Origin of the sequence: Streptomyces sp. NBC_01352 (assembly GCF_036237295.1) — a bacterium.
In the GTDB taxonomy this organism is placed as follows: domain Bacteria; phylum Actinomycetota; class Actinomycetes; order Streptomycetales; family Streptomycetaceae; genus Streptomyces; species Streptomyces plumbiresistens.
The window spans coordinates 11,036,475-11,048,789 of the sequence record NZ_CP108354.1 but is presented as its reverse complement, the minus strand read 5'-3'; the positions used below and the strand labels follow the sequence as shown (position 1 = coordinate 11,048,789).

The 12,315-nt window shown below is 69.9% G+C and carries 11 protein-coding genes; 1 reads left to right on the top strand and 10 read right to left on the bottom strand.

The genetic code is table 11. The annotated features are described in order from the left end of the window. Nucleotides 1-62 precede the first annotated feature (62 nt). From OG252_RS50890 to OG252_RS50880, 3 genes are read right to left on the bottom strand one after another with little or no spacing between them, the layout of a single operon-like run. Nucleotides 63-1,160 (bottom strand): acyl-CoA dehydrogenase family protein, encoded by a 1,098-nt coding sequence (locus OG252_RS50890; RefSeq protein WP_266447716.1) that lies wholly within the window; start codon nt 1,158-1,160, stop codon nt 63-65. Continuing rightward, nucleotides 1,147-2,052, bottom strand: a complete 906-nt coding sequence (locus OG252_RS50885; protein WP_266447713.1) for an acyl-CoA dehydrogenase family protein — start codon at nt 2,050-2,052, stop codon at nt 1,147-1,149. The genes OG252_RS50890 and OG252_RS50885 overlap by 14 nt, the downstream gene beginning before the upstream one ends. Beyond that, nucleotides 2,030-3,454: a class I adenylate-forming enzyme family protein gene (locus tag OG252_RS50880; protein ID WP_266447711.1), complete on the bottom strand. Its 1,425-nt coding sequence runs from the start codon at nt 3,452-3,454 to the stop codon at nt 2,030-2,032. Before OG252_RS50880 ends, OG252_RS50885 begins: the two co-directional genes overlap by 23 nt. 76 nt (nt 3,455-3,530) lie before the next feature. On the opposite strand from OG252_RS50880, the gene OG252_RS50875 reads away from it, so the two are divergent. Continuing rightward, nucleotides 3,531-4,559 carry a ferredoxin--NADP reductase gene (locus OG252_RS50875; protein ID WP_266447708.1) on the top strand — a complete coding sequence of 343 codons (1,029 nt, stop codon included), beginning with the start codon at nt 3,531-3,533 and terminating at the stop codon, nt 4,557-4,559. A 35-nt stretch (nt 4,560-4,594) separates the two neighbouring features. On the opposite strand, the gene OG252_RS50870 is transcribed toward OG252_RS50875, so the two are convergent. The 7 genes from OG252_RS50870 to OG252_RS50840 all read right to left on the bottom strand — a co-directional run bounded on the left by OG252_RS50870 (nt 4,595) and on the right by OG252_RS50840 (nt 12,263). After that, nucleotides 4,595-5,815 (bottom strand): RNA-guided endonuclease InsQ/TnpB family protein, encoded by a 1,221-nt coding sequence (locus OG252_RS50870; RefSeq protein WP_329344945.1) that lies wholly within the window; start codon nt 5,813-5,815, stop codon nt 4,595-4,597. 286 nt (nt 5,816-6,101) lie between these two features. After that, entirely contained in the window at nt 6,102-6,440 is a 339-nt protein-coding gene (locus tag OG252_RS50865) for a PaaI family thioesterase (protein ID WP_266447697.1), read from the bottom strand. A 100-nt stretch (nt 6,441-6,540) separates the two neighbouring features. Further along, a complete protein-coding gene (locus OG252_RS50860) occupies nt 6,541-7,707 on the bottom strand; it encodes an acyl-CoA dehydrogenase family protein (RefSeq protein WP_266447694.1) in 1,167 nt (388 codons plus the stop codon). Beyond that, nucleotides 7,707-7,976 carry a chorismate mutase gene (locus tag OG252_RS50855; RefSeq protein ID WP_266447691.1) on the bottom strand — a complete coding sequence of 90 codons (270 nt, stop codon included), beginning with the start codon at nt 7,974-7,976 and terminating at the stop codon, nt 7,707-7,709. The genes OG252_RS50860 and OG252_RS50855 overlap by 1 nt, the downstream gene beginning before the upstream one ends. Continuing rightward, nucleotides 7,973-9,451: a FadD3 family acyl-CoA ligase gene (locus OG252_RS50850; RefSeq protein WP_323186195.1), complete on the bottom strand. Its 1,479-nt coding sequence runs from the start codon at nt 9,449-9,451 to the stop codon at nt 7,973-7,975. Before OG252_RS50850 ends, OG252_RS50855 begins: the two co-directional genes overlap by 4 nt. Further along, a complete protein-coding gene (locus OG252_RS50845) occupies nt 9,448-10,629 on the bottom strand; it encodes an amidohydrolase family protein (protein ID WP_266447688.1) in 1,182 nt (393 codons plus the stop codon). The genes OG252_RS50850 and OG252_RS50845 overlap by 4 nt, the downstream gene beginning before the upstream one ends. 38 nt (nt 10,630-10,667) lie before the next feature. After that, the gene (locus OG252_RS50840) at nt 10,668-12,263 is read right to left on the bottom strand and encodes an AMP-binding protein (protein WP_266447685.1); all 1,596 of its coding nucleotides are present in this window, start codon (nt 12,261-12,263) and stop codon (nt 10,668-10,670) included. Nucleotides 12,264-12,315: the final 52 nt, after the last annotated feature.

The window sequence follows — 12,315 nt, the reverse complement described above, 5'->3', positions numbered from 1 at the left end:
ACAGGTCATGTCACCCTCCAGGCTGAATCGGTCATGTCAGCCTCCAAGTCGAGCCGGTCGTATCAGCCCCCGAGTCCCAGGATCCGGCGGGCGATGATGTTCTTCTGGATCTGCGAGGTGCCGCCCATGACGCTCTGGGAACGGCTGTAGAGGTACTCGGCGAACAGCTCCGGGTCGCGGGTGCCGCCGACGGCGAGCGCGGCGTGGCCGACGTCCTGTTCGACCCAGGTCATCAGGAGTTTGTCGAGGGAGCCCTCGGGTCCGTGGTGGACCCCGTCGAGTCGTTCGGACAGGCGGCGGCGCAGGTGGAGCCGGAGCATCTCGGCCTGGACGGCCGCCCAGCGCAGTTCGTCGGACGGCTCGGCCTCCGGTGCGCGCCGGGCGAGGTCGCGCACGAGCTTGCCGTAGCGGGCGGTGAAGCCGAGTTCGGCAGGTTCGCGCTCATGGCCGACCACGGTCATGGCGAGGGCCCAGCCTTCACCGGGGGCGCCGACCATGCGGTCCGCGGGGACTCGCGCGCCGTCGATGACGAGCTGTCCGAATTCACTCGTGACCCCGTTGATCATCTGCAATGGCCGCTGCTGGATGCCCTCTTGGTGCATGTCGACGACGAACGCCGAGATGCCCTTGTGGCGCGGCACGTCCGGATCGGTGCGGGCCAGCATCAGGCACCAGTCGGCGACGTCCGAGTAGCTGGTCCAGATCTTGTGGCCGTTGAGGAGGTACGTATCGCCCTCGCGCGTGGCCGTGGTGGTGAGGGAGGCGAGGTCGGAGCCTGCTCCGGGTTCGCTGAAGCCCTGGCACCAGCGTTCCGTTCCGTCGATCAAGCCGGGTAGGAACCGGCGGCGCAGCTCCTCGCTGCCGTGCCGCCCCAGGCCCTGGACAAGATAGCCGAGGCTGGGGCGCGGGCGGGCTCCGGCGCGGGCGAGTTCCTCGTCGAGGATCACGTCGTACACCGGGGGCAGCTCGCGGCCGCCGTACGCGCGCGGCCAGGTGAGGCCGAAGAACCCGGCGGCGTAAAGGGCCTGGTGCCAGTCGCCCTGCCGGGACCAGTAGTCCTCGTCGGAGCCCGAGGCGGGGAACCTGGTGGCGTTGTCCGTCAGCCAGGTCCGCAACCGGCCGCGGAACGCGGCCTCTTCGGGTGCGTCACGATAGTCCAAGGTCGATCTCCTCCAGGCGTACGGGGAACAGCTCGCTCGACGTGAGCACGCGCCGCAGATACACGTGGGCCAGGCACTCCCAGGTATTGCCGATGCCGCCGTGCACCTGGATCGCGGTCTCGCATACGGTGCGCGCGGCGCGTGCGCAGTAGACCTTCGCGATACGGGCGGATCGCAGGGCTTCCTCCGGGCCGGTCGAGTCGACGGCCCAGGCCGCGTAGCGCAGCACGCTGATGGAGCCCTCGATCAGGGCGAGGCCTTCGGCGAGCGGGTGCGACACGGCCTGGTAGGAGCCGATGGCCTGTCCGTACTGTTCGCGGATCTTGGCGTATGCGCAGGCCAGCGCGTGCGCTCCGCGGGCGGCTCCGAGCAGGTCGGCGGAGGTCGCGACGAGTGCGAGGGCGTGGAAGCGGGCGGCCCGCTCTTCGGTGAGCGCGGGCAGCGGCTCTGGTGCGCCGACGAGTTCGCTGCGCGAGCGCGTGAGATCAGAGGTGCGTACGGCGTCCCCCAACGCGCCCGCGAAGGGGATGGTGTCCCGCAGCTCGACCGCGCGTCGCATGCCCCGCGCGTCGACGGCCTCGCCGTTCACCGCGAGCGTCCATGCGGTGCGGTCCTCCGCGGCGGCCGGGAGCAGTTCGTCGGCGAGTACCGGACCGAGATACGGCACGTCGATCAGGCCGCGCCCTAACTCCTCGGCGACCAGGGCGACTTCGACTCCGGAGGCGCCGTCGGAGCGCAGCCGCCGCCAGCCCGTGTCGGCGACGGCCTTCTCCAGGCGGGTGAGGCGCGCTTCGTCGTCCAGGTCGAGGACCGAGCCCGGTCCGAGGTCCGCGGCCAGCTTCCCGGCCGCCTCCCTCAGCCACTGCTGCTCACTGGTCAGCCGTGCGTCCATGACGCTCCTTCAGGACTCGGCGCAGGACCTTCCCTGACGGAAGGCGGGGTATCTCGTCCACGAACACGACCTCGTGCGGCCGTTTGTAGGTGGCCAGGCGTTCGCCGACGTAGGCGATCAGGTCGCCCTGCGTCACCGGTGCGCGCGTGGAGACGGCGGCGATCACGGTCTCCGAACCCTCATCGCCGGACACGCCGTAGACGGCGCAGTCGGCCACGGCCTGATGGCCGAGGAGCACGCCCTCGACCTCGGCCGGCGCGACCTGGAACCCTTGGACTTTGATCATCTCCTTGGAGCGGTCCGTGAGGTACAGCCAGCCGTCGCCGTCCACGCGCCCGACGTCACCGGTGCGGTACCAGCCGCCCCGGAACGCCTCGCGGGTCGCTTCGGCGGGCAGGTAACCCGCCATCAGGGACGGCGACTTGAGTTCGATCTCGCCGGTCTCGCCGAACCCGAGGACGCGCCCCGACTCCACGTCGGTGACCCGCACCCGCACGCCCGGCACCGCCCGCCCCACACTGTCGAGCCGCGCGCCCTGAAGGGGATTGCAGGCGATGACGGGCAGTTCGCTCGCCCCGTAGGCGGGCACCCAGCCGACCCCCGTACGGCGGGTGACCTCCTCGGCGACGCCGGGCGTCACGGGTGTCGCTCCCCACATGATGAACCGCAGCGAGGACAGGTCGTACGACTCCAGGTCCGGGTGCCTCGCCATCGCCAGGGCGATCGGCGCGACGGCCATCTCGACGGTGATCCGGTCCTTCTCGATCCGTTCGAGGACCCGGTTCAGATCGAAGCGGCGATGCAGCCGCACCCATGCACCGGCGGCGAGCGCCGTCTCGATGTTGAGCAGGCCGAGGATGTGCGAGGGCGGGGTGGTCACCTGGAGGCGGTCCTGCCCGGTGAGTTGGAGGGCGTCCGTCCAGTGCCGTGTCGCCGCGGCGAACGACGCATGGGTGTGGCGTACGGCCTTCGGCAGTCCGGTCGTGCCCGAGCTGAAGACGAGGACGGCATCGGCTGCCGGATCGGGCGGGGAGAACGTCCCCGCGCCGTCACCGGTAAGTGTCACCTCGTCCAGGTGCAGCATGGGCATCAGGTCGGCGAGCACCTGCTGGTCGCCGAGCGCGTCGGCGGGGCGGGTGACCGCCAGGGCATGCTCGACCTCTGTCCTCTTCCACGCCGGGCTGATGAGGACGACCGCGGCTCCCGCCTTCCACACGGCATGGACGGCCACCACGAACTCCGGCCGGTTCGAGGACATGAGCGCCACCCGCTCCCCCGCGCGCACCCCTCGGCGTACCAGGGTCGCAGCGAGTGAGTCGGAGAGGGACTCGAGCCGGCCGCGGCTGTACGTCTCCTCCTCGAAGGCCAGGGCCGCCTCATCCTGCGCGCCGGACGTCTGCATGTGAGAGGCTCCCATCTCGACTGCGAGAACGTTATTCTCAAAGAGATAGAACTTTCATACCAGAAGGAGGCCGCCCGTGCCGACCCCCTCGCCCGCGCCTGCTGCCTTCCACCGCGCGACGATTACCCGGATCGTCCGGGAAACCGCCGACACCACCACGTACACGCTCCGTCCGCACAGTGGCGATTTCTCCTACCGCGCAGGGCAGTTCTGCACGTTCCGCGTGCAGGTGGACGGGCGGCACCTGCTGCGCTCGTACTCGATGTCGAGTGCGCCGGAGACGGACGGCGAGCTGATGACCACGGTGAAGCGGGTGCCGGGCGGAAAGGTCTCGAACTGGCTGGGCGACCACGCACGCGAAGGCGACACGCTCGAACTCACCCAGCCCCGGGGGCGGTTCTGCCTGCGCGAGAGCGAGGTTCCGCTGCTCGGATTCGCCGGCGGCAGCGGCCTCACGCCCGTGTTCTCGCTGGCCAAGAGCGCGCTCGCCGGTACGCGGCGCAAAGTCAGACTGCTATGCGCCGACCGTTCGCGGGACGCGATGATCTTCGCTTCGGCCCTTGACGAGCTGGTGCTGCGCTATGCCGGAAGGTTCACAGTCGTACGCCACCTGGACGCGGATCAGGGCCTGATGGATCAGGCCCGGGTCAAGGAGTTCGTGGGTGCGGACGGGGACGCGGACGTGTACGTGTGCGGCCCCGAGCCGTTCATGGAACTCGTCGAGTCGGCGCTTCCGGGCGGCGGAAAGTTGTTCAGCGAACGGTTCGGCGCGGCAGCTCCCGCCGCCCCTCCGACTCCGACGGCCGCCCCGCCCGCCCCGACGGCCGCTGCGCCGGGGACCATATCGATCCGCCTGGGCAACCAACGGGTCGCGGTACCCGCCCACCCCGGCGAGACGCTTCTGCAGACCGCCCGCCGAGCGGGCCTGACCCCACCGTTCTCCTGCGAGGCCGGAAACTGTGCCACGTGCATGGCAAAGATCACCGAAGGATCGGTGCGCATGCGAGTGAATGACGTTCTGGAGGACGACGAGGTGGCGGAGGGCTACGTGCTCACCTGCCAGGGCGTACCCGAAACGCCGTCGGTGACGGTCGAGTACGATTGAATCCTCCCCTCCCTGAAGGGAAGGGGATTCCTGGCTCAGGCCGCCTCCTGGAGCAGCGCTCCAGGAGGTCTTGCGCCATCGGCACCAGCCGGGTTGAGACGAGCCCGGACGAGCATCACGCGGGCGGAGTTCTTGTCCCGTGGGGACACGGCTCCGCACGCGGTGCAGGTGTAGGTGCGCTCACCCAGCGGCAGGCGATGCTTGGCTCTCGCATCGCAGTGCGCGCAGTCCATCGTGGTGTGCGCGGGGTGGACCAGGCGGATGTCCCGCCCGTGCTTGCGGCCCATCTCGAGCAGGGCGGCCTTGGTGGCGCCGATGGCGGCGTCCGCGGCCTTGCGGGCCATCGTCGTCTTGGCCAGGAACTTCGGACGGAAGTCCTCGACAGCGACGGCGTCGTGGTCGCGGACCACCTTCTTGGCCCACTTGCGGCCGGTGTCCGCACGCTGCCTGGCGACCTTCTTGCATGCCTTCGCCCGCAGTGTCTTCGCGGCACGGTAGCCCTTCGAACCGGGCCGGCCCTTCTGTGGCCTGCGGCGGGCCATCATCCGGTCGTAGTGGGTCAGCTTCGCCTGAGCCTTCTTGCCGTGCTCGGCGTGCGGAAGGTCATGCGCGTCGGATGTGGTGGTCGCGCTCTCCCGCACGCCCCAGTCGACGCCGAGCACCTGGCCGGTCTGTGGCAGGGGCTGGAGCTGGGCGGGGACGACGAACGAGCCGTACCAGTGCCCGAGGCTGTCCTGGTATACGCGCACCGAGGACGGCTCGGCCGGCAGCTCCCGCGACCACACCACCGTCACGACGATGCCGCCCGCCAGGTGCAGCCGGCCGTCCTTCAGCCGGAAACCGCGCCGCGTGTAGTTGAGCGTCGGCAGCGCTTCGTGCTTCTTCTTGTACGTGGGCATCCCGGTCCGGCGCGCCATCGGCAGGCGCTCTTGGATGTCCTTGTGCGCCTTGGCGCGGGAGCGGCCGAAGTCACGGATGACCTGCTGCTGGACAACCGACGAGCCCGCACGCAGCCACGGCGTACGGGCACGGGCCTCGGTCAGCATCCGGTCGAGCTGAGCCGGGCCGCACGTGGCCTTCTGGCCGGTGGACCTGTTGTGCAGGTGCACAGCCCTGGACTTGGCGGCACATTCGTTCCACACCCACCGGCATCGGCCCCACTCCCCCGCCAGGGCGGTGCGGGCTGTGGCCGACACGCGCAGCCGGTAGGTGTATCGGGCGTGCCCGGCCTCCGCAGCCGCCGTCGCCTCCGCCATCTCGCCCCCTCATGGCCCCGGCCGGAAACCCGTGCCGTCCCGAACCTTCCGAAGGACCATACGTACGACAGGCGCACAAACGCACCCCCATCTCGCAGCCGCCACCCCGACCAGCGATCACAGGCACACGCGTTCGCATCACCTCGGTGATGTCGGCAGCGGTACGGGCGCTCCGCGCCCTGAACCGGATGCGGCGACGCTCCGCGTCGCGCCCCCCGGATGCAATTCCTCCCCGGCGTGAACGCCGGGGCCTCCTCGCAAGAAAGAGGTGAACGTCGCCCGGGCGTCAGCGCGTGCGCACCGTCTGAGTCTGCGTGGTCTGGCCCACCAGCACCCGTTCTCGCACCTCGAACACATCGGTCTGCACGACGATGAGGGATCGCCCGATGTGCAGAGGGCGGGCCACTGGCGGCAGATTCAGGTAGGCGCACACGGCGCCGACCGTGTCCGCGAGAGTCATCAGCACACCGCCGTGGAGCGTCGCGCCGGCCGTGCACAGGTCGGAGGACCAGGACAGGGTGCCGCTCGCGTGCTCGGCGGTCGCCTCGGTGAGGTCGATTCCCAGTCCGCCCGCGAACGGCAGGGCGGCCAGGAGGTCGGCGGGGCGGGTTGGGTAGGAGGCCATGACACCACGGTGGCCGGGACCGACTCCGTGGTCGATTACCCCGGGATTGACACCGGTGGCAGATGGGCACCGGCGACAGATGCGAGTCTGGGCCTGACCCTCAGTACGACCGGGGCAGCCCCATCACGTGCTGGGACACGTAGTTGAGCACCATCTCCTGGCTCACGGGCGCGAGGCGAAGCAGCCGGGCCTCCCGGAAGTAGCGCTCGACGTGGTATTCGCGGGCGTATCCCATGCCGCCCAGCGTCTGCACGGCACGGTCCGCGGCCTGGAAGCCGGCGTCCGCGCACAGGAACTTGGCCATGTTGGCCTCGCGTCCGCAGTCCAGGCCTCGGTCGTAGTGCCAGGCGGCGTTGCGGGCCATGAGCCGGGCCGCGTCGAGGCGGGTCAGGGCCTCGGCCAGCGGGAAGGCGATGCCCTGGTTCTGGCCGATCGGCCGCTCGAAGACGATCCGTTCGCTCGCGTAGCGGGTCGCCGCGTCGAGGGCGGCCCGGCCGAGGCCCAGGGCCTCGTGGGCGAGGAGGATCCGTTCGGGGTTGAGGCCGTCAAGGAGATACTTGAATCCCTGCCCTTCCTCGCCGATCCGGGCGCTGACCGGCACCTTCAGACCGTCGATCACGATCTCGTTCGACGCCACGGCGTTGCGGCCCATCTTCGGGATGGGCCGGATCTCCATGGCGTTGCGGTCGACGTCCGCGAGGAACACCGACAGGCCGTGGGTGGGCTTGGCCACCTCATCGCGTGGGGTCGTACGGGCGAGCAGCACCATCTTCTGCGAGTCGCCCGCCTTGGTGATCCATACCTTGCGGCCGTGGACGATGTAGTGGTCGCCTTCGCGGCGCGCGAAGGTGGAGATGCGGGTGGTGTCGGTGCCCGCGTCGGGTTCCGTGACGCCGAAGCACACATGCAGTTCGCCCGTGGCCGCGTGCGGCAGTACGGCACGGCGGAGTGCCTCGCTGCCGTGCCTGGCCAGGACGTTGAGGCCGAAGATGGTCAGGTGCATGGTGGAGCAGCCGTTCATACCGGCGCCCGATGCCGCGACCTCCTCCAGGAGCAGTGAGGCCTCCAGGACGCCGAGTCCGCCGCCCCCGTACTCCTCGGGGACGGCGATGCCGAGCCAGCCGGCCTTCGCGAAGGCATCGTAGAACTCCCAGGGAAATTCGCCGCGTTCGTCGCGATCGGCCCAGTAGTCGGGAGCGAAGGTGCGGGCCAGATCGCGTACGGCCGCCTGGATGTCCCGTTGCTGTTCGCCGAGTTCGAAGTCCATCAGTCCCGCTCGCCGCCCGGATGGCAGAGCACGAGCACGGACCGGGCCACGAGTTCGCCTCCGCTGCCGAGCCCGTCGACATAGCGCAGGGTCGTGTCGCGTACGGCGCCGGTGTAGCCGGGGTCGACGGCGCGCGGGCCCGGGGGCATGGGCAGTCCCTGGGCGAGCTCGCGGCGCCGGGCGAGCAGCGCGATGATCTGGTCGTCGAGTGCGGCGAGGTCGGCGCAGGCATTGCCGCGCCCGGTCGTCCCGACCACGTGTGTCGTCACTGCGGTCCTCCCTTGGCGATGTGCAGCTGGTCCTTCATGACCTTCCCGGTCCCGTTCAACGGCAGCTCGGTCCGGAACTCCACGGATCTGGGCACCTTGTACCCGGCCATCCGCCCCCGGCTCCAGGCGAGCAGGTCCTCCTGCGATACGGGGGAACGCGTGACGACGAACGCCTTGCCCACCTGGCCGAGGCGCTCGTCCGGCACCCCGATGACAGCGGCCTGCGCGACCGCGGGATGCTCGAGGAGGAAGCCCTCGATCTCGGCCGGGTAGGCGTTGAATCCGCCGACGATGAACATGTCCTTCTTGCGGCCGACGATCCGCAGCCGTCCGTCCGCGTCGAGCGTGCCGAGGTCGCCGGTGTGCAGCCAGCCGTCGGCGTCGACGGCCTCGGCGGTGGCCGCCGGGTCGTCGAGGTAGCCCTGCATGACGCTGTAGCCGCGCACCAGGACCTCGCCGTCCTCGGCGATGCGCACTTCGACGCCGTCGCACGGGGAGCCGACGGTGGTGGCGATGGACTCGAAGGAGTCGCCGGGGCGTGAGGCGGTGACGGTACCGGCCTCGGTCAGCCCGTACCCGGTCATGATCGACCGGAAGGGCAGCTGCGTACGCACGCGCCGGATGAGCTGCACGGGAATGTCGGCGGCTCCCGTCACGGCGGCCCGCAGCGAGGACAAGTCGTTGCCTTTGCAGGCCGCTTCGAGGAGCGAGTGGTAGAGGGTCGGCGGCCCGGGCAGCATCGTGATCTTCTCCCGCTGGACCAGCTCCACCACCCGGTCCATGTCGAAGACCGGCACGGGGAGGATCGTGGCGCCGCGGATCAGCGAGGCGATGATGCCGGCCTTGTAGCCGAACGTGTGGAAGAACGGGTTGACGGCCAGATACCGGTCGCCCTCGCGCAGATCGGCGAGGTGGCACCACTCCTCGTACAGGCGCAGCGTCTGCCGGTGCGTCATCAGCACGCCCTTGGGGCGGCCCGTGGTGCCCGAGGTGTAGATGACGTCGGCGATGTCATCGGGACGGGATGCGCGGTCGTACGGCGATCCGCTCGCCAGGAAGTCCGAGCGGAGGTCGATCACCGGGATGCCGTCCGGTGCGGTGAACTCGCGCCCGAGGAAGCCCCGTTGGACAAGAACGAGCTTTGCGCCGCTGCGCCCGATGATGTCGGCGGCCTCCTGCTCCTGCAGCCGGGTGTTGACCGGCACCAGGATGCCGCCCGCGGTGACCGCGCCGAGCGCGGCCACGATCCACGCGGCCGAGTTGGGCGCCCAGACGGCCACGCGGTCGCCCTTGCCGATGCCCGCCGAGGCATACGCCCCGGCGGCCCTGCGGATGCGCTCGGCGAGTTCGGTGAAGGTCAGGCGCGTGGAGCCGTCCACGACGGCCTCGGCGTCACCGAAGCGTTCGGCGGCGCTGAGCGCCATCCGCGGGATGGTTCCCCAACTCGCCCATCCCGCCGCGCCCGCGGTGTTCATACGCCGAGCAGGCGGGCCAGGTTGCCGCCCATGACCTTGGCCTTGTCCTCGTCGCTCAGCTTCGCCAGGTGGTCGACGTACGTCACCGGGTCGGCGAGGCCCTCCGGGTGCGGGTAGTCGGAACCGAACAGGACCCGCTCGATGCCGATGAGGTCGCCGAGCGCGGCCATGTCCTCCTCCCAGAAGGGGCTGATGTGGATGTGGCGCTTGAAGACGTCGACCGGGTTCTCCTGGAACTCGTGCGGCATCTTCTTGTACACGTCGGCCAGGCGGTCGAGCAGCGGCTCGACCCAGGACGCGCCGTTCTCGATGACGGCGACCTTGAGCGCCGGGAAGCGGCTCAGCGCGCCGTGGCAGATCAGGGACGAGACGGCGTCCTCGATCGGCCGCCACTCGTTGACCTGCCGGAAGGCGTTGGGCTTGAAGGGCAGGAACTCCCGCTGGTTGCCTTCCCAGTCATTGGCGTAGTCCGAGTAGCCGCTGTCGGAGGAGTGCAGGGTGACGAGCAGGTCGTGGTGGACCACCCGCTCCCAGAACGGGTCGAACTCCGGCAGGGCGAACGAGCGGGTGATGCCGCCGGGGCCGGGCACGGGCGCGGGACGGACCAGGATGGCCCGGGCACCTCGCTCCACCACCCATTCCAGCTCCTCGATCGCCTTGTCGACGAACGGGAGGGTGATGACCGGGACGGTGAAGATGCGGTCCTCGTAGTTGAAGGACCAGGTCTCGTGCAGCCACTGGTTGAGCGCGTGGATGACCGTGTGGATCAGCTCCGGGTCGTCCTTCATCCGCTCCTCGATCAGGCTCGCGAGGGTCGGGAACATCAGGCTGCGCTGGATGCCGAGTTCGTCCATCAGCTCCAGGCGCGGGCCGGGTTCACGGAAGGCCGGGATCGCGCGCATGGGTTCGCCGAATATCTCCCTGCGGGTCTTGCCGGTGGGGTTGCCGACCTTGAAGTACTCCTCCATGGCACCGGGCCGCGCGACGACCTCGAAGGTGGGGTTGGGGATGTACTCGCTGATCCGACCCCGGACGGCGATCTTCGTCCGGCCGTCGACCTGGACGTACCGGATCGCCCCCGCGTACTGCTCCGGCAGGTACTTGGTGAGGGCCTCCTCGGTCTCGTAGAGGTGGTTGTCCGCGTCGAAGAGCGGATACGGCAGCTCGCGCGAGGGCATGAGATCCTCCTTCACTGATTGCGAGAATGCTATTCTCATCAACCTTCCGCCGCAATGTCCTCGCGCGCCTTCGCCGAGAGTTCGCCGCGGAGCACGAACTTCTTGACCTTGCCGCTCGCTGTGCGCGGGAAGTCCTCGACGGCGTGCAGTTCCTCGGGCCACTTCTGTCGTGCCAGTCCGGCACGTTGGAGGTGAGCGCGCACCTCGTCGAGCGAAGGGAGCGCATGGCCCGGGCGCAGGCGCACGAACGCGGCGGCGTGCTCGCCCAGGCGTGCGTCGGGCGCGGCGACGACGGCCGTTTCGGCGACGGCCGCGAGGCCGAGGAGCACTTCCTCGACCTCGACGGCGCTGATGTTCTCGCCGCCGCGGATGATGACGTCCGCCTTGCGGTCGACGATGGTGAGGTAGCCGTCGTCATCGATCACGCCGATGTCGCCGGTGTGGTACCAGCCCTCCGCGTCGAACACGGCCGCCGTCAACTCCGGGTCGGTGTACCCGAGGCAGAGGTCGGGGCCGCGGCTGAGGATCTCCCCGTCGTCGGCCAGGCGCACCTCCACACCCGGCATCGGATCGCCGTCCGTGTGCAGGCGCTTGGCGGCCGGCGCGCTGACCCGGGTGGCGGTGGCCGAGGGGTGTTCGGTGGATCCGTACGAGCGGAACACCGTGATGCCGAGGGCCTCCAGGCGCATGGTGACGGGCGAGGGGACCGCGGCGCCGCCAAGGCCCGCGTACGGCAGGCGGGCGGCGTCGGCGGCGGTGAAGTCCGGGTGGTCGAGCAGGCTCGACATGTAGTACGCGGCTCCCCCTCCGACCGCGAGCCCTTCCTCACGGATCAGGCGCAGCGCCTGCCCCGGGTCCCAGACGTCGGTCAGGTTGACCGGCATTCCGTCGAGCACCTGGATGAGCAGCGCGTTGATCATGCCGATGAAGTGCCCGAGGGGTGCGGCGGTCAGCTGGTCGCCGCGGTCGGCCGGATACAGGTCGGCCAGCTGTCGCGTCTCGAAGCCGAGCGTGCGGTGGCTGTGTACCACTCCCTTGGGATCACGGGTGGTTCCCGAGGTGAAGGCGATCAGTGCGGGCACGTCCGGGTCCACGGCGGCGGTGCCCGTCAGGGGTTCGCCGGCCAGCAGATCGTCGAAGTCACGCCCCACCACACCCACGACGGGCACGTCCGTGCAGACCTCCGGGTCGAAGCTCAGATGGCCGAACTTCTCGGCGGTCACGAAGACCTTGGGGCGGGTGGCGCCGAGGATGTAGCTCAGTTCCTTGCGCCCGTAGAAGTGGACGACGGGGACCACGACAGCACCCAGGAACGCGGAGGCCCAGAAGACGGCCGCGGCCTCCATCCAGTTCGGCAGCTGCAGCACGATCCGGTCGCCGGGGACGACTCCGCGAGCGCGCAGCCCCGCCGCCAACCTCCGTGCGATGCGCTCGACTTCGGCGAACGTGCCCTCGTACGGCCGGACTTGCGAATGCACGCGGAGGGCGACGTCGGGAGCGAAGGCGAGCCCTCGGCTCAGGAGGTCGCCGATGGTGTCGCGGGTCCACCAGCCCTCCGCCTCGTAGCGGGCGACCAGCTCCGGCGGGATCTCACGGAAGGTGTACGACAGCTCTGACGGCACCGTGGCAGGCATGGCAAACGCTCCCTTGACGACTTGGCGGCCGGATCTCGGGCCGGGTCACGAT

Excerpts from the sequence above, each read along its gene's own strand:
- OG252_RS50885 (WP_266447713.1), bottom strand. The coding sequence starts at position 2,052 with ATGGACGCACGGCTGACCAGTGAGCAGCAGTGGCTGAGGGAGGCGGCC.
- OG252_RS50880 (WP_266447711.1), bottom strand. The coding sequence starts at position 3,454 with ATGCAGACGTCCGGCGCGCAGGATGAGGCGGCCCTGGCCTTCGAGGAG.
- OG252_RS50870 (WP_329344945.1), bottom strand. The coding sequence starts at position 5,815 with ATGGCGGAGGCGACGGCGGCTGCGGAGGCCGGGCACGCCCGATACACC.
- OG252_RS50865 (WP_266447697.1), bottom strand. The coding sequence starts at position 6,440 with ATGGCCTCCTACCCAACCCGCCCCGCCGACCTCCTGGCCGCCCTGCCG.
- OG252_RS50860 (WP_266447694.1), bottom strand. The coding sequence starts at position 7,707 with ATGGACTTCGAACTCGGCGAACAGCAACGGGACATCCAGGCGGCCGTA.
- OG252_RS50850 (WP_323186195.1), bottom strand. The coding sequence starts at position 9,451 with ATGAACACCGCGGGCGCGGCGGGATGGGCGAGTTGGGGAACCATCCCG.
- OG252_RS50845 (WP_266447688.1), bottom strand. The coding sequence starts at position 10,629 with ATGCCCTCGCGCGAGCTGCCGTATCCGCTCTTCGACGCGGACAACCAC.
- OG252_RS50840 (WP_266447685.1), bottom strand. The coding sequence starts at position 12,263 with ATGCCTGCCACGGTGCCGTCAGAGCTGTCGTACACCTTCCGTGAGATC.